General features: G+C 45.3%; 18 protein-coding genes. 11 read left to right on the forward strand and 7 right to left on the reverse strand.

Features of this window, described 5'->3' with window-relative positions; translation table 11 throughout:
* Window positions 1-591: 591 nt before the first annotated feature.
* Entirely contained in the window at window positions 592-786 is a 195-nt protein-coding gene (locus tag DSM107010_RS19415) for a hypothetical protein (protein WP_127023651.1), read from the reverse strand.
* A gap of 86 nt (window positions 787-872) precedes the next feature.
* Here DSM107010_RS19415 and argB point away from each other — a divergent pair, with 86 nt between their 5' ends.
* A complete protein-coding gene (gene argB / locus DSM107010_RS19420) occupies window positions 873-1,766 on the forward strand; it encodes an acetylglutamate kinase (protein ID WP_106166376.1) in 894 nt (297 codons plus the stop codon).
* Window positions 1,767-1,854: 88 nt separating this feature from the next.
* On the opposite strand, the gene DSM107010_RS19425 is transcribed toward argB, so the two are convergent.
* Window positions 1,855-2,268 carry a hypothetical protein gene (locus DSM107010_RS19425; RefSeq protein WP_106166377.1) on the reverse strand — a complete coding sequence of 138 codons (414 nt, stop codon included), beginning with the start codon at window positions 2,266-2,268 and terminating at the stop codon, window positions 1,855-1,857.
* A gap of 295 nt (window positions 2,269-2,563) precedes the next feature.
* On the opposite strand from DSM107010_RS19425, the gene DSM107010_RS19430 reads away from it, so the two are divergent.
* On the forward strand, window positions 2,564-3,100 hold the full coding sequence (locus tag DSM107010_RS19430) for a tetratricopeptide repeat protein (RefSeq protein WP_241994271.1): 537 nt from the start codon (window positions 2,564-2,566) through the stop codon (window positions 3,098-3,100).
* Window positions 3,101-3,117: 17 nt separating this feature from the next.
* Here DSM107010_RS19430 and DSM107010_RS19435 read toward each other — a convergent pair whose 3' ends face one another.
* Window positions 3,118-3,870, reverse strand: coding sequence for an FRG domain-containing protein (locus DSM107010_RS19435; protein WP_106166378.1), 753 nt, complete (start codon window positions 3,868-3,870; stop codon window positions 3,118-3,120).
* Between the two features lie 160 nt (window positions 3,871-4,030).
* On the opposite strand from DSM107010_RS19435, the gene DSM107010_RS19440 reads away from it, so the two are divergent.
* The gene (locus DSM107010_RS19440; RefSeq protein ID WP_106166379.1) at window positions 4,031-4,828 is read left to right on the forward strand and encodes a DUF3153 domain-containing protein; all 798 of its coding nucleotides are present in this window, start codon (window positions 4,031-4,033) and stop codon (window positions 4,826-4,828) included.
* Window positions 4,829-4,855: 27 nt separating this feature from the next.
* Here DSM107010_RS19440 and pdxH read toward each other — a convergent pair whose 3' ends face one another.
* The gene (gene pdxH / locus DSM107010_RS19445; RefSeq protein ID WP_106166380.1) at window positions 4,856-5,500 is read right to left on the reverse strand and encodes a pyridoxamine 5'-phosphate oxidase; all 645 of its coding nucleotides are present in this window, start codon (window positions 5,498-5,500) and stop codon (window positions 4,856-4,858) included.
* A gap of 210 nt (window positions 5,501-5,710) precedes the next feature.
* On the opposite strand from pdxH, the gene psbX reads away from it, so the two are divergent.
* From psbX to DSM107010_RS19465, 4 genes are all read left to right on the forward strand, one after another.
* Window positions 5,711-5,830, forward strand: coding sequence for a photosystem II reaction center X protein (psbX, locus tag DSM107010_RS19450; protein ID WP_015156886.1), 120 nt, complete (start codon window positions 5,711-5,713; stop codon window positions 5,828-5,830).
* Window positions 5,831-6,004: 174 nt separating this feature from the next.
* Window positions 6,005-6,907 carry a Ycf66 family protein gene (locus DSM107010_RS19455; protein ID WP_106166381.1) on the forward strand — a complete coding sequence of 301 codons (903 nt, stop codon included), beginning with the start codon at window positions 6,005-6,007 and terminating at the stop codon, window positions 6,905-6,907.
* A gap of 25 nt (window positions 6,908-6,932) precedes the next feature.
* Complete coding sequence (locus tag DSM107010_RS19460) at window positions 6,933-7,493, forward strand: TolB family protein (RefSeq protein ID WP_015156888.1); 561 nt, start codon at window positions 6,933-6,935, stop codon at window positions 7,491-7,493.
* A 232-nt stretch (window positions 7,494-7,725) separates the two neighbouring features.
* Window positions 7,726-8,226, forward strand: coding sequence for a TolB family protein (locus DSM107010_RS19465; protein WP_373425476.1), 501 nt, complete (start codon window positions 7,726-7,728; stop codon window positions 8,224-8,226).
* A 166-nt stretch (window positions 8,227-8,392) separates the two neighbouring features.
* On the opposite strand, the gene DSM107010_RS19470 is transcribed toward DSM107010_RS19465, so the two are convergent.
* On the reverse strand, window positions 8,393-9,403 hold the full coding sequence (locus DSM107010_RS19470; RefSeq protein WP_084739233.1) for a succinate dehydrogenase/fumarate reductase iron-sulfur subunit: 1,011 nt from the start codon (window positions 9,401-9,403) through the stop codon (window positions 8,393-8,395).
* 1,046 nt (window positions 9,404-10,449) lie between these two features.
* Between DSM107010_RS19470 and DSM107010_RS19475 the strand changes: the two genes are divergently transcribed.
* Window positions 10,450-10,863, forward strand: a complete 414-nt coding sequence (locus tag DSM107010_RS19475; RefSeq protein ID WP_015156891.1) for an AbrB family transcriptional regulator — start codon at window positions 10,450-10,452, stop codon at window positions 10,861-10,863.
* Between the two features lie 115 nt (window positions 10,864-10,978).
* Window positions 10,979-11,809 carry a CPBP family intramembrane glutamic endopeptidase gene (locus DSM107010_RS19480; RefSeq protein ID WP_051033300.1) on the forward strand — a complete coding sequence of 277 codons (831 nt, stop codon included), beginning with the start codon at window positions 10,979-10,981 and terminating at the stop codon, window positions 11,807-11,809.
* 165 nt (window positions 11,810-11,974) lie between these two features.
* Here the strand turns inward: DSM107010_RS19480 and cbiE are convergent, their stop codons facing one another.
* Together cbiE and DSM107010_RS19490 are read right to left on the reverse strand one after the other, a co-directional pair.
* The gene (cbiE, locus tag DSM107010_RS19485; protein ID WP_127023659.1) at window positions 11,975-13,222 is read right to left on the reverse strand and encodes a precorrin-6y C5,15-methyltransferase (decarboxylating) subunit CbiE; all 1,248 of its coding nucleotides are present in this window, start codon (window positions 13,220-13,222) and stop codon (window positions 11,975-11,977) included.
* A gap of 92 nt (window positions 13,223-13,314) precedes the next feature.
* Complete coding sequence (locus DSM107010_RS19490) at window positions 13,315-13,911, reverse strand: precorrin-8X methylmutase (protein WP_241994272.1); 597 nt, start codon at window positions 13,909-13,911, stop codon at window positions 13,315-13,317.
* Between DSM107010_RS19490 and DSM107010_RS39800 the strand changes: the two genes are divergently transcribed.
* Both DSM107010_RS39800 and holA read left to right on the forward strand, forming a co-directional pair.
* Window positions 13,910-14,047 carry a hypothetical protein gene (locus DSM107010_RS39800; RefSeq protein WP_181246573.1) on the forward strand — a complete coding sequence of 46 codons (138 nt, stop codon included), beginning with the start codon at window positions 13,910-13,912 and terminating at the stop codon, window positions 14,045-14,047. The two genes, DSM107010_RS19490 and DSM107010_RS39800, sit on opposite strands and share 2 nt — an antisense overlap.
* Window positions 14,048-14,255: 208 nt before the next feature.
* Window positions 14,256-15,248 carry a DNA polymerase III subunit delta gene (gene holA / locus DSM107010_RS19495; protein WP_106166205.1) on the forward strand — a complete coding sequence of 331 codons (993 nt, stop codon included), beginning with the start codon at window positions 14,256-14,258 and terminating at the stop codon, window positions 15,246-15,248.
* Window positions 15,249-15,250 lie beyond the last annotated feature (2 nt).

The following is a 15,250-nucleotide window of genomic DNA, read 5'->3' on the forward strand; positions in this document are numbered from 1 at the left end:
ATTGATTGCTTTAAGTTTGTTTTCCGGGTTCTTGCTTCTTATCTTACTGGTGTAGAAAGTTCGAGGAAATTCGGTTTTTATGAATGCTGAAATGATGATTACCGAACTGAAAATATCAGTTGAAAGGTAGGTAAAAGTTTGTACGGATATCTGCAATATTAGGAGTGCGGGAAACCTAACCTAGTTCGACGCTTCGACTATCCTAGTTTCTGTTTTTCAATTATTTTTGGATTTCAAAACAACAACACCCAAGCATCTACTTGCTTAGCGATTTCCTCATGTTTGTAATCCTATCTGGGGTTGCACCGATCGCAATTCCTGTTCAGAGAAAGGTTAGATTGCCGGTTACATTGCCCTCTGTTTTCAACTAGGAGGAAATATCAGCGTTCGAGTTGGGTGTTGCTGTCGGTCGGTCGGACAGATAGTAAAACAGCTTCTTTTACCTCTTAACTCAGTTGATCTATCGGACTTTTGGCTGTTTATCTGCCACAGAAGCTATGGAAAGCTTCTATTTGTAAGATACTACTAACGACTAGAAAAACACATTTCCTGCAACTAATCTTTACTAATTCAGTTATCAGTTATCATTTATCAGCAAGTGAGGGTGAAACGATGCTCGCCAACTTTCATCTCAGTTCCCAGTACGGGTAGGACGAGATAAAAACCGCAACCATGCGCTCGGTACAATACGGCGCGATCGAGATCAATTCTACTCGCGTTTGTGCGTGCAGCGTGGCTCCACGGCTCATGCAATAATAACCAACTACCACACACTAGGCTGTTCAAACTGTTATTTCTGAGATTGTGGCAAAACGCAAACTCTTTTAAACTGCACTCTTATCGAGTATTTATTTGCGTTCTGGAAGCAATTCATGAGCAACGAGAGCGAGTACATTAGAGAAACTGAAGCCACGCGGGTAAGAATTCTCAGCGAAGCACTACCCTACATTCAAAAATTTGCCGGACGAATCGTTGTCGTCAAGTATGGCGGCGCAGCGATGAAAGAAAGCACCCTGAAAGATAAAGTGATTCGCGATATCGTGTTTTTAACTTCTGTGGGAGTGCGCCTTGTCGTAGTTCACGGCGGGGGTCCAGAAATTAATAGTTGGTTAGATAAACTCGGCATTGAACCGCAATTCAAGCACGGACTGCGGGTAACGGATGCGCCGACAATGGACGTGGTAGAAATGGTGTTAGTTGGCAGGGTGAACAAGGAATTAGTTTCTCTGATCAACCGTGCTGGTGGTTCTGCAATTGGGCTATGCGGTAAAGATGCTAATTTAATCAAAGCCCGTCCTGAAGGTCGCGAGGGGATTGGCTTTGTCGGAGAAGTAACGAGTATGGACGTGCGACTGTTGAATTCCCTACTCAAAGAAGGTTATATCCCGGTCGTCTCCAGCGTAGCAGCAGACGAAAACGGACAGGCATACAACATTAATGCCGATACTGTAGCGGGAGAACTCGCCGCAGCCCTGGGAGCAGAAAAATTGATTTTACTGACAGATACAGCCGGAATTCTCAAGGACTACAAAGATCCTTCAACGCTACTACCTAGATTGGATATTCAAGAGGCGCGAGATTTAATCGCTGCTGGTGTTGTCGGTGGCGGGATGATTCCCAAAGTTAAATGCTGCGTGCGATCGCTCGCCCAAGGAGTGCGTGCTGCTCACATTATCGACGGTCGCATTCCCCACGCCCTTTTACTAGAAGTATTCACTGACGTAGGGATTGGTTCGATGATCGTTGCTTCTGAATACACCTACTAGCCCCACATGTAACTTTCTCTTCTTCCCCCCTTTTTAAGGGGGGCTAGGGGGGATCTTTAAGTTTTCACACAGCGCGATCGCCAATAGCCTATCTGTAAGGATCGAGTCCATTTGGAATTGGGGGAGCGGGTATAACTTCTATAGTACGTACTCTCGGATACCCCACTTCATTTGGATAGCGATCGTGCGGATATCGGTCATACGAGCGATCGACATTGATAATCGTGATATTTTGGTCTCTGCTAGGAGCGGAATCGGGGTAGCGATCGAAGTAGCGATCGGCGGGTTTAGGAGTCATCCCCGTTGCTGGATTAACTGGAATAGGTGAGGGAATAGGACTACCGTAGATGTAGGGGGCAGACTGTGGCTGGTTCCTGCGATAATAGTTGCCATCAGAATAGTTCCCACCACCATTGATAATAATTGTAGATTGTGCAGATGCGGGTGTTGCATTGACTAATAGTATTCCCAATGGTAAAAGCGCAGCAGTTGAGCAAGCCACTCTACCCCATCTAACCCAGCTTGTATATATATGTAAAATCTGTTTGCGTGGTATGTGTGGAACCTCGGTGATTTTTCTCATATCCAGAACCTAAAATTTTGAGTAACGCTTAATACCCAAGCGCGATCGGCAGTCTAAACACTCTGATGTTGCATTGTTGTCTCTATGTTCCCGATATTTCAGCCCACTATCTAAAATTTTAGATAATTATGGCGATTAATGTTGCGTAAAATTGTTACTTAAGTCAGATGTCGTTAAGCTGCCCATGAGTGACACAATCGAGAAAGAGAGATTCATGCAATCAAACGTGAGTTCCCAATCCCAAGAAATTATCAAGACCGAGTACAAAGCAGGTTTAGCAACATTTGAGCGAGGACAGTACCGCCAAGCCGTACAACACTTAGAAAAAGCTAGCGCCTTATCTAACCGTAACAGTCGCCAGGGTGGTGAAGTGCAGCTATGGTTGGTTAATGCTTACGAAGCTGCTGGACAAAGACAAGAAGCGATCGCGCTATGCGAACAGCTCAAACGTCATCCTCACTATGAAATTAATAAGCAAGGACGGCGGTTGCTGTATATTCTGCAAGCACCGCAATTGCAACGCCCCGCCGAATGGATGACTCAAATCCCCGATCTGGGGGCAATATCAGATAATGAGTCGCAAATCAAACTGAGCATCAAGAGCGATAATCGCAAGCGATCGCCACAGTCAGAACCAACCCGCGAAATCGAAGACCTGAGCAAAATCAACACGAAAGACAATCGCTTTATCGTCGTTGCTCTATTCGCGATCGCTCTAACCCTTGGGGCATTGATTTGGTGGGGACTATAGAATGCTGGGTTAAAATGCTAATTATTTGGGGTAGGAAAGCTCTTTTTCGGAATGTCTTGAAGTTCTTCGTCTGCCAAGCTCGAAAAAGCCCATTCAATATTGGCGCACAGTCCATCAAGATCGGGAAATAGCGTTGCTGAATTAACCTCCAAACGATCCAATTGAAAGCGAATGTGGGCAAACGCATTAGAGGGAATGATTATTTTTACTAGACGAGACGCATAGGATGAATCATTTTCTAAAGCAATAAATTTCTCTTGTTCTAAATTGAAATAATGCACGGTAAACCAACCAAACTGTGCTTGAATGCGAGACGCAACCAATTTACCTCTCAACAAATAAACTCTACTGATGCTGGTTGGATCTGCTTGCTTTGAGGGTACAGCATAATCATTAGCATCAGGATAAAATAGCCACACTACGCCGGACTCGTTCTCAGCAGGTGGTTTGCAGACGCAAAACCAAAGAGCCGCTAGGGGATTAAGACTCCAATCTAGCAATCTCGTTGCTAGCCCGTGGTGCTGCATGATTGTCAGCCAGTCCCAATCATTATCGGGGTGCTGCTCAAGCAGAGGAAGACTTCTGAGTTTAAAAACTTCGAGCATTTCCCGTTCTGCTTGAAGAATAGGTAAGTAAGTTGTGAGGCGAGCAATTTTAGGTAATAGGCTCCGATCGCGTCGCTGACCACGGTAAACAGCGCGTCTTCCACGGTTAATATCCGAAAGACGCTCTACATATTCGGAGACAGTATGGATGGTGATTTCTTGCATAGATCCTTCCCTACGACTTCTAACTTCTGATGAGTAGTCTTATGGATCGAGTAAAAATACTATGTCATCATGCGACAAGCAATGATGATATCAATAGTAAATAAGAGCGATAACTTTATTAAGTTGCGCCCTTCACGCCAGAGTATTCAGAGGGGGATCTGTGAAACTATCGATCTTGATGGCATCAGCCAGACAAATTATCGGACAGTTGCGCTTATTCGGAATCGTGCTGCTGTCGTCCTTACTGCTTTCTGGCTGCGTTCAGTATCAAGTCGGAGTGAATTTTGACAGCCCCAACTATGGCGAAATCGTGCAGCACATCCAGCTAGACGAACGGCTGATGAGTTTGAGTGGTGATTCGGTAAAGACTTGGCTAGACAGCATCGAACGTCGCGTCAAGCAACTGCACGGAAAAGCCAAGCGGCGATCGGATCGAGAAGTCACGGTCACAATTCCGTTTAAAAATGGGGCGGACTTAGCAGAAAAATTCAATGCATTTTTCCACTACATTGACAAGGAAAATCCAAATAATTTAACAGAAACGGATTTGCCACCAATAGACTCTCAATTGAGTTTGAAGCAAAATAATTTTTTATTATTAGTGAGAAATCGGTTGATTTTCGACTTAGACTTGCGATCGCTCTCCCTAATTTCTACAAACACAAATCTCGCCATTAACCCTAGTTCGATCTTAGATTTTGAATTCAGCCTCAACGCCCCTTGGGGAGGACGCAGCATCGAGAAGGCAGAAAACGCCATTCCCGCTAACAAACAGGGTAATCGGTTGATATGGCGGCTGCAACCAGGACAGATGAATCATATAGAAACTATTTTCTGGCTCCCCAGTCCCCTGGGAATTGGCACAATTTTCATTATTTTATTCATTGCGTTAGGGGTTTATTTACGCGATCGAACTGCGCCAACTTCAGGAGGGAGTAGGGAGCAGGGAGCAGTATAGAGACGTTACACGTAACGTCTCTATACCCTAAGGAGACAACCGCTCGATCGCCCAACTACCGTTTTCTAGCAGGCGATAGCGGAGGCGATCGTGCAATCTACTCGGTCTACCTTGCCAAAATTCAATTGCGTTAGGAATAACGCGAAAACCTCCCCAGTGCGGCGGACGGGGAATGTCTCGATTTTCATACTTGGTTTGCAATTCTTGCAAGCGCTGTTCTAAAGCTGCGCGACTTTCCACCACTTGACTTTGCTCGGAAGCCCAAGCTCCCAAGCGGCTATTTAACGGACGGCTGCGATAATATTCATCTGACTCTTGGGCTGAAACTTGTTCTACCCGCCCTTCAATCCGCACTTGGCGTTCGAGTTCCGCCCACCAAAAAACTAGCGCTGCATGGGGATTGGTTGTTAGTTCTTGCCCTTTATGACTTTGATAATTGGTATAAAAAACGAAACCGCGTTCGTCAAAACCCTTGAGCAAGACAATTCGAGCCGAAGGTATAGCATCAGTCGTAGCAGTGGCTAAGGTCATAGCATTTGGTTCGGGAATTTGAGCTGATAGGGCGCGATCGAACCAAATTTGAAATTGACGCAAAGGATTCGGATCGACATCAGTTTCCTGCAAACCTTCAAGTTGATAATCTATGCGAAGATCGGCAACATTAGGATTCATAGTTTTAGCGACTGTAATGGGTAATGGGTAATGGGTAATGGGTAATGGGTAATGGAAAAGTCGGAAGTCGGGTATTCGTAAGTGAAAAGAGAGTACCCACCAACTACCAATGACCAATGACCAATGACCAACTACCAATTTGCCTTCTCAAGCGTGTAACGACAAATTACAATTAAAGTTGAAGTACTAGACCATTGTGGTTAAAAATCTATGACACCTTCTTTAATGAACTTCTTTTTCAGTTTGCTGGCAGGTTTGGCAATTGTGGTGATTCCAGTCACAGTTGGTTTGATTTTTATTAGCCAACAAGATAAGATTCAACGTTCGTAAGAGGGAACAGGGAGCAGGGAGTAGGGAGAATTCGGAAGCGCGGAATTCGGAAGCGCGGAATTAATGGAGAATTCCCTTACCCCTCACTCCTAACTCCCGATCCCTCGTTTACCCAGCAAATTTTGACGATCTTCTAGTTGACTCGCTAGGCTAGACATACTTGAGAGAACGAAAATGGTCAACTTCAACTTTAACTTTGCGAGTATTTCGGGCATTGTCTTAGCTGTAGCTGGGGCAGCGCTATATTTCCTCCGCAACTTTCGCCCTGGATTGGCGCGAGATCACGACATTTTTTTTGCTGCGATCGGTTTAGTCTGTGGTTTCGTCCTGATTTTTCAAGGTTGGCGGTATGACCCAATTATGCAATTCGGTCAACTGCTGCTGACAGGAGGAACAATATTTTTTGCTGTAGAAAGCGTGAGGCTACGGAGCGTAGCTACAGAACAAGCTCGACGCAATACTCGAATTGTAGACGAAGAAAGACCCGTCAGCTCTGCATATCAATACGAAGCAGAGTTAGACGAATACGATCCTTTAGAGGAAGAACGCACGATCCCACGGCGGATTCGAGGGAGCAGAGATGGACGTTCCACGCGCACAAACGATTACGATCGCGAGTACGATCGCGAGGATGAAATCCCCCGACGCTATCGCCGCGATGAGGAAGAACCACCCCGCCGCTCGTCAAGCCGTAGCGGAACTGAAAGAATTGCACCTGCCGACCGAACTCGTACCAGCACCAGCAAGCGTCGTTCTCGTCCAGAATCTCGTCCCCTCCCGCCAGACACACAAGATGAAGATTGGAACGATTCAACTCAGGCAACTAGAGAAGATGACTGGGAAGAAAAAGTGACTCGTACCAGCAAGCCGCCTCGCTCCGGTAGTAACGGCTCCAGACGTGTGGAACCAGCGGATACAGAAGTGTCATCTAGACCCAGAAAACGTCGTCCGCCTCAAAATTCAGTTTACGGTCAGGATGATGTCCAAGTTCCAGCTTCCGATTATGTCGATTACAAGCCAATCGAGCGGTTTGACGACGATCGCGGCGACAATTCGACTAATTTTGACGAGCCATAGTTTCGCACGGATGGCGACAGCATAGATGAAAAAATCTACGCTGAGACGGTGGCTGAAGTGGCTGTGTTGGACGCTCACTATAAGTATCTTGAGTTTGGCGATCGCAGCCTGTAGTCCTAGCGATCGCCAAGTTTGTTTGTCAGGCTTCCTGAATAGCCCCTATAGCGACGAGCAACCAGCCTTGAGCGGTGATGGGCGTTGGTTAGCGTATGTCTCAAATCGCGATGGCAAGCACCGTTTACTGTTATACGATCTACAAGACCGCTGCCTCATTTCTCTACCGCGCATTCCCGCCGCAGCGATCGCAGAACATCCGAGCTTGAGTTATACGGGGCGCTATTTAACTTATTTAACTGGCGATCGCGGTAAACTTGTTTTGACACTATACGATCGCGCTACGCAACAAACGCAGATTGTCAGCCAGTGGTATCAGGCATGGGTGCGCAACCCCAGCATCAGTCCTGACGGGCGTTACATTGCCTTTGAAAGCAGTAAAAACGGGCAATGGGATATCGAAATTCTAGACCGAGGCGATCGCGTTGAGTTGGATATTCCAGATGGTACGATGACAGTTGTTAGGGAGTAGGGAGCAGTTATCAGTGACCAGTGACCAGTGACCAGTGACCAGTGACCAGTTAGTTATTTTATCTCCTCAGCTCCCTTGTCCCCCTTGTCTCCCTTGTCCCCCTTGTCTCCCTTGTCCCCCTTGTCTCCCTTGTCCCCCTTGTCTCCCTTGTCTCCCTTGTCCCCCTTGTCTCCCTTGTCTCCCTTGTCTTCCTCGCTCCTTGTCTCCCTTGTCTACCTGTTTCTCTCTATTGATATTGCTCCTAGTTAGTTTCCTGAGTGGCTGTAGCGGCTCTCCCCATCTTTTAAGCTATCCCTTCGATCTAGGGGGACGCAGCCTCAACAGTCCTGCCGCAGAATTGTCTCCGCGCGTTGCAGGTGAATACGTAGTGTTTACATCCGATCGCTTCGGGCGACAAGATGTTTATTTATTTAATTTGAAAACGAGTAGTCTCGTAAATCTGCCAGGGTTAAACTCTGTTGATGCGATCGCCTCCGATCCCGACTTATCAGCCGATGGTCGCTACATTGTGTTTACTAGTAGTAGGCGAGGTCAAGTTGGTATTTTTCTCTACGATCGCGAAACTCGCCAATTAAGGAATTTGACGGCAAATTTAGCAGCAGAAGTGCGCCACCCTACCATTAGCAACGATGGCAACAGGATTGCCTTTGAATCGAGCGCTAACGGTCAATGGGATATTTTAGTTTGCGATCGCGCTGGTAACTTGATTAACGTGCCGATGAACCCGCAGTGAACGGTTGTCAGGGGAGAGTGAGGAGTGAGGAGTGAGGAGCGAGGAGTGAGGGGTAAGAGAGTGGTGCATGTTTTAATTGCGACTTGCGACTTGTCTTGCTCCCTCAGCAACCTTGCGCTCCCGCAACTCTTTTATCCCCTTATACCCCTTGTCTTCGAGAGTCCCCTCACTCCTCGCTCCTCGCTCCTTCTTTCACAGCTTCAATCAGCGATCGCACTTCTGCCACGCCTTCGGAAGGCTCGAATTTGAGCGGGAATTTGCCGCGTCCGAGCATTCGCAATCCTAAAGGTCCTAAACTGAGTAAGCCCCTAAGATCTCGCAGGTAATTTGATACAACGTGCAACCCAAACTTACGCTCGTCGATCCAGCCACCTTCTTTGACTAACTCGACTAAAACTTTACGGTGGCGGATGGAACGGCTATCGGCAGCATCTTTTAATGGTAAGATTTCCTGCTTGATCTGACTGATGCGATCCATCGGTGCAACATCCATTGGACAAACAGTGTTGCAGTAATAACAACGAGTGCAGCCCCAAACGCCTTGGGTTCCTTGGTTATACTTTTCTAACCGAGTTGCGGTTTCAGCATCGCGAGTATCTGCTACCATGCGGTATGCTTTGGCTAAAGCATGAGGACCGACAAAATCGGGATTGATTTCGCGAGCATTGCATTCAGAATAACAAGCACCACACATAATACAGTTACCCGTTCGATCTAATTGCGATCGCTCTGCTGGTGATTGCAAAAACTCCCGTTCTGGGATTTTTCTTGCCCCCGTGCTGACATAGGGATCGACTGCCTCTAGATGATTCCAAAAACTCTTCATATCCACTACCAGATCTTTGATGACTGGCATATTCCCCAAAGGAGAGATAATGATTTCTGGTGTCTTAACATCTCTATTCCTGCTCTCACCCGTGCTTAATTGCAGTCGGCTGACTTCGCTACCAATATTTTCTTTACAGGCTAAAGCCGAGCGACCATTAATTCGCATTCCACAACTACCACAAATAGTATTGCGACAATTTTTACGAAATGCTAAGCTACCATCTTGCTCCCACTTAATCTGATTTAAGCAGTCCAAGATTGTATTTCCTGGTTCTACCTCTAGCTGATAAGACTGAACGCGAGGCGCGGAATTTTCTGATTGTCGGATGATTTTAAATAGAACTTGCATTGCCATCAACTAAATTTTGTACATAGGAGCGATCGCGCTGATAAATCGTTGTTAACGCTACTTGACATTTAATCCATCCTTTCAAAGGAGATTTTGCTGTCTGGTTAGTTAAATTACTGCTCTGTAGTCGATCGCGCTGGAACTGCTTCTAGTCTAGAACGATCGACCTAAATCTGGTGGAATTTATCTAGCCCCAGGGTCAAGTTTCAGGTTTGTCAACCCCTTTTTTAAAAAAATATATTTTCCCTCTTTGTGGGCGCATGAGTCGCTGGTGCTAAAGAAATGAAGCTAGAGCAATTTCGTACTCGTAAAGGTCAGGGATTTTAGATTGATACCAATTTTATCTGCTCTGACAACAGATCCGATTCCCTGACCTCTTTAATGATTTGGGGGCTAGGCAGATCTCTTTTCTCGCCATAAATCAGTAGAAAGGGATGACCTCTTTCCTCCGATTTTACCTGTCTCGATCGAACTTTTTTTGGTTCTTTGCTGTGAAAGCTAAGCGCTTGCAACCATTTTTGGGAGTTAGATTCTGCTATGCCTAACCAAATTGTCCCCTTATGGCTAGCGTTTAGTTCAGTCTGCTACAGAAATGGGAAAAATTATTGATGTTTGTTGCATTTCCCAGTTAGAGTCCGAGGAGTGTCTGCTTGACTAAAAAACTTCGATGTTAGCGATCGAAGATTGTATATTTGGTAAGGTTGGTTAAAAAATTAAGATTAAATTTGCAAAGTTGAATTTAAAATGGGTAGTATCTAATTATGGAAAAATTTTTTGGAGAACAGGAGAGATTTGGACATACTTCTTCTATAAAATAAGAGATTAGCTACTTGGCAATTAGCCAGAGCAGTCGGCGATCGAAGATCGCATGTCAGTGGCAAATAAACAGCCTACAACTGACAAAGTGTAACTGATGGCTGAAAAAATCGCACAAACAATGTGCGACTAGCAAAGAGCAACTTGACGATAGACAAAAAGCAAACAGCTCAGTCAATATCTGTCAAGCAAACTTTACCCACTTTGGAGAACGTAAGGATATTTGGAGCGTGAGTACTGAAACTGCAACCCATCCATTAACTGGAAAAGCATTGCTGCAAAAGGTAAAAGAACTTTCTAACTTACCTAGACGAGAAAGAGCAAAAGCCTGTGGCTATTATACGGTCACAAAAAACAGCCAAACTCGCGTCAATTTAACCGATTTTTATGATGCCTTACTCGCAGCAAGGGGCATTCCTCTGAGTCCTGAAGGACCAAAAGATGGTCGCGGACGGGAACCAACCTATCGCGTCAGCGTACACAAAAACGGTCAAATTGTAATTGGTGCTACTTACACCGAAGCAATGGGCTTAAAGCCAGGTGATGAATTTGAGATTAAATTAGGTTACAAACACATTCACCTAATTCAACTCGATAGCGATAAAAGTAGAGACGATAACTTAGACGATGAAGACGACGAATAAAAATGGTCGTTGGTCAATTATCATTGGTTAGCCACCAGCAATCAATGGCAAGTGACCGATGACAAATTTTATCTGAGGCGTGCTAATCGCGGATCGTAGTAACTGCCAAATCTTAATGTCATTCCAGACAATTGCACCTGTATCGATGATACAGGTGACAGAATTTTTTCTAGTATGGACTGCTTGCTGGCTACCATTAGCAATTGGCTGCGCGATCGCAATTAAATGGCGACCGTCTCAACCAATTACAAGTGGACAAAAATTACCACTGCTTGCCTCACTTTACGCGATCGCGCCCTTGATTTTATGGCAAGCCAGCCAGATTTTGGCAGTACCTTTTACCGATTGGGGCTTCACCTGGAATTGGCATCTGTTAATTTCTAGTGGTGGGGGTTTTGTAATTGGCGCGATCGGTATTACTAGTTTATTTGCCGGACAAATAGCTCTTGGTTGGGTGAAATGGCAGCAATCCGAACCAAAAAAATCTAGACAAATTGCATCAGTTGTGCTGCTAACTTTACTATTAGCAGTGTGGATTAGCGGCACGGAAGAATTAATTTTTCGCGGCTTCGTTTTCACTCAACTAAAACACGACTTTTATTTAGGCTGGGCAGCTGCGATTTCCAGTCTAATTTTTGCTTTGTTACATCTAGTTTGGGAGCAAAAAGAAACATTGCCACAATTACCCGGACTGTGGTTAATGGGTATGGTGTTGGTGCTTGCCCGTTGGGTAGACAATGGAAGTTTGGGCTTAGCTTGGGGACTCCATGCGGGTTGGGTATGGGCGATCGCGTGTTTGGATACCTTACAAGTCGTAGATTATACGGGTAATGCAGCAGAATGGGTCACGGGGAAATATGGCAAGCCTTTGGCTGGTGTTGTAGGGTTACTATTTTTACTTGCAACAGGCACGCTTATTTGGTTGTACCGAGTTTTTTACGCTTAAATAAAAGCGCGATCGCGCCAGGATGTTAAAACATGCAGAAGCTCGGGAAATGCTGCAAAGCGATCGTTAATACCGTCATGTAGTATCCAACGTTCAAATTTTTATGTCACGCAAAGGCGCAAAGGCGCAAAGTGGCTTCTCGTAGAGTAGGCGTGAAGAAGATCGCTAAAGGTGTTTAGCTGTGATAATTGTAACTGGATTCAGAGGAGCAAAGCGGGTGAGTTGCGCTATGGGTACGGAACGGGAGAGTTGGACTTGCAATAATTGATATTCCCAGCTATTTTGATGCTTGAACCAGTCTAGAGCTGTACTGAGGTGTTCTAGGGTAGCAAGAGCAATGACTAAAACTCCGCCAGAAGATAAGCAGGAACAGGTTTCTAGAATAGAGGTTAAGTTACCACTGCTACCACCGATAAAAACGCGATCGCATCTAGGAAGATCCTGTAAGATTTCTGGAGCAGTACCGTGGATTGACATAACGTTTTTGACTCCGAATCGTTGGCAGTTTTGAGCAATTAACGTGCTACCAGCTGCCGTTTTTTCAATTGCGTAAATTTTACTAGTAGGAAATAAGCGAGCAATTTCAATCGAAACCGAACCAGTTCCCGCCCCAATATCCCATACAATTTGTTCGGGTTGCAGCGCCAGTTCGCCTAAAATCAACAGGCGTACTTCTCGTTTTGTCATCAATCCTGGGCGATCGCTAAAACTGAGAAATAAACGATCTGGTATCCCTAGTTGCGGTAAGTTGGCTAAGTTCAGTTGCAGTTCTGACTCGGATTGGCGGAGTAAGACAACAATATTTAAAGGTGCAAAAGACAGATTGTCTGTAGAAACGTTACAGTTAATCTCTCGACATACTTCGTCCTCGCTACCCAAATTTTCGCATACCCAAAGTTTGTATCGAGCGAGTAAATCTAGCGATACTAATAGACGAGCGATCGCATGAGGGTTATTTGTGTTATCCGTCAATACGGCAATCTTCTCTACCCCTTGCTGCAACGCCTGAATTAATTCATCTAGCGATCGCCCGTGAGCGCTGATCGCTCTAGCATCTTGCCAGGGAACTTTGAGCCGATTAAATGCTAACTGGATTGAGCTGAGGTGGGGATGAAAAGTTAGGTGTTCTGGTGGGAGTTCCGCGAGTAGCAATCGCCCTAAACCAAAAAATAACGGATCGCCCGATACTAAAATTACAATACCATCTTTCCCATCTGCTAAATAACGGCGAATTTGAGCGATCGCTTCGATGAAATCTCCTAGTATCAGGCGTGGTGCTGGGTGGTGTGGGAAGTAATTTAAATGGCGATCGCTCCCTACAAGTAATTTTGCCTTCACAACCAATTGACGTAGTGAATCAACTAGTCCCTCAGTTCCATCTAATCCAATGCCAATTACGTGTATTGGTGTCATTTAATAATTATCAGTTGACAGCGATCGGCGATCGGTAGAAAGTGGTGCGTGGCGTGGGAAATACTGACGACTTACGACTGACGATTTACGACTTACGACTCCCGTTCTAATGCCAACATAATTAAAGCATTTAAGATCGCAGCAGCGATGGAGGAACCTCCTTTGCGTCCTTCTACACGAATTTGATTGACTGGGGAGCGAGCTAATGCAGCCTTAGATTCAACTACTGAGATAAAACCTACTGGCGCACCAATTACCAAAGCTGGTAGCGTACTGGCGCTTTCTAATTCTTGACATAAAGCTAAAAGCGCTGTGGGAGCATTACCGATCGCAAAAATTGCTGTAGGAAACTTTGCATAAGATTGGATTAATCCTGTTTCCGTGCGGGTTTTGCCTGGAAGAGCTACTTCAACTCCTTCTACAGCACTAATGAGTGGATTATCAAAAGTTTTTCTGAGCAAACTCACTACACCCTGTTTCACCATTCCTACATCAGTAATAATCGGCACGCGATCGCGAACTGCCTGAATTCCTGCTTCAATGGCGTTGGGACTAAAACGAATCAAATGCTGAAACTCAAAATCAGCCGTACTATGAATTACCCGTCTGACGATCGCATACTCAGCCGGACTAAATTTATCTTTATACGTGCCAATTTCGCGATCGATAACCGCAAAACTCTGCGTCATGATGGGATGGATAGGGAAGTTCACAGTTGTCAGCTATCAGTTATCAGTTATCGTAGGGGCGGGTTTAGCCAATAGATTAACAATTAAAACAGTAGATCGGGAGTCAAAACCCGCCCGTACAGACGTTACTTTGTAGAGACGTTACATGTAACGTCTCTACAAAGTAACGTCTGTACAAAACTAGTTCCACCATAAAACAAGTTTACTCCACTGAAACTATACTTCTCATTTGATTTGGTCAATGTGCGACGATCGAGATGCTAGAGTATGTCAGTTGTCAGTTGTCAGTTATCAGGAAGCAGGGAGCTTCTGAGTAGTTACTTACGAATTACGACTTACTAACCGTGCCAATCTACTTCTACTGGGGTGAGGATGAGTTTTCGTTGCAACAAGCAGTCAATGGCTTGCGCGATCGCTGCCTCGACCCAAATTGGATGAGTTTTAACTACACGCAAATTCCGCCTACACAATCCGATGCTGTAATTCAGGGACTCAATCAAGCGATGACACCACCATTTGGGATGGGTAGTCGTCTTGTTTGGCTGGTGGATACCACTGTTTGTCAAAATTGTTCGGATGACTTATTGGCTGAACTAAAACGCACCCTACCAGCTATTCCCGAGACTTCAGTTTTGTTACTGACAAGTCGCAATAAACCGGATGGCAGGCTGAAATCGACTAAACTTTTCCAAGAACATGCCGAAGTGCAGGAATTTGCGCTGATTCCACCGTGGAAAACAGATTTACTGCTTCAGCAGGTACGACAAGCCGCTCAAAGTTTGGGGGTGAAGCTTACTCCCAGTGCAGTAGAAGCGATCGTTGAATCTGTAGGAAATGATACGCGACTGCTTTATAACGAACTGGAAAAGCTCAAACTCTATGCAGGTGAGAATTCTCCACCCATAGGCGAGAGTATTGTAGCAGACTTGGTTAAAGTCAATACTCAAAATAGCTTAAAGCTAGCAGAAGCAATTCGTCAGGGAGATACAAACAAAACTTTGATTCTCATCGGGCAGTTGATCGGTCGCAACGAACCCGTACTCAAAATCGTGGCGACGTTGATCGGACAGTTTCGGACTTGGCTATGGGTAAAGCTAATGTTAGAACGAGGCGAAAACTCGGAACAACAGATCGCTCAAGCAGCAGAAATTAGCAATCCTAAACGAGTATTTATTCTCAAGCGAGAAGTGATGCAGATTTCTACACAGCAACTGATCGCTGCTTTACCCGTCTTGCTGGAATTAGAAGTGAGCTTGAAACAAGGTGCAGAACACATAACGACGTTGCAAACAAAAGCGATCGCCCTTTGCCAGATTTTTTCATCATCTAACAGCTAGCT

This window comes from Chroococcidiopsis cubana SAG 39.79, from assembly GCF_003991895.1.
GTDB lineage: Bacteria > Cyanobacteriota > Cyanobacteriia > Cyanobacteriales > Chroococcidiopsidaceae > Chroococcidiopsis > Chroococcidiopsis thermalis.

Excerpts from the sequence above, each read along its gene's own strand:
- argB (WP_106166376.1), top strand. The coding sequence starts at position 873 with ATGAGCAACGAGAGCGAGTACATTAGAGAAACTGAAGCCACGCGGGTA.
- DSM107010_RS19460 (WP_015156888.1), top strand. The coding sequence starts at position 6,933 with ATGAAAAAATCTACGCTGAGACGGTGGCTGAAGTGGCTGTGTTGGACG.
- DSM107010_RS19455 (WP_106166381.1), top strand. The coding sequence starts at position 6,005 with ATGGTCAACTTCAACTTTAACTTTGCGAGTATTTCGGGCATTGTCTTA.
- DSM107010_RS19480 (WP_051033300.1), top strand. The coding sequence starts at position 10,979 with ATGTCATTCCAGACAATTGCACCTGTATCGATGATACAGGTGACAGAA.
- DSM107010_RS19435 (WP_106166378.1), bottom strand. The coding sequence starts at position 3,870 with ATGCAAGAAATCACCATCCATACTGTCTCCGAATATGTAGAGCGTCTT.
- cbiE (WP_127023659.1), bottom strand. The coding sequence starts at position 13,222 with ATGACACCAATACACGTAATTGGCATTGGATTAGATGGAACTGAGGGA.
- DSM107010_RS19490 (WP_241994272.1), bottom strand. The coding sequence starts at position 13,911 with ATGACGCAGAGTTTTGCGGTTATCGATCGCGAAATTGGCACGTATAAA.
- pdxH (WP_106166380.1), bottom strand. The coding sequence starts at position 5,500 with ATGAATCCTAATGTTGCCGATCTTCGCATAGATTATCAACTTGAAGGT.
- DSM107010_RS39800 (WP_181246573.1), top strand. The coding sequence starts at position 13,910 with ATGATGGGATGGATAGGGAAGTTCACAGTTGTCAGCTATCAGTTATCA.
- psbX (WP_015156886.1), top strand. The coding sequence starts at position 5,711 with ATGACACCTTCTTTAATGAACTTCTTTTTCAGTTTGCTGGCAGGTTTG.
- DSM107010_RS19470 (WP_084739233.1), bottom strand. The coding sequence starts at position 9,403 with ATGCAAGTTCTATTTAAAATCATCCGACAATCAGAAAATTCCGCGCCT.
- DSM107010_RS19430 (WP_241994271.1), top strand. The coding sequence starts at position 2,564 with ATGCAATCAAACGTGAGTTCCCAATCCCAAGAAATTATCAAGACCGAG.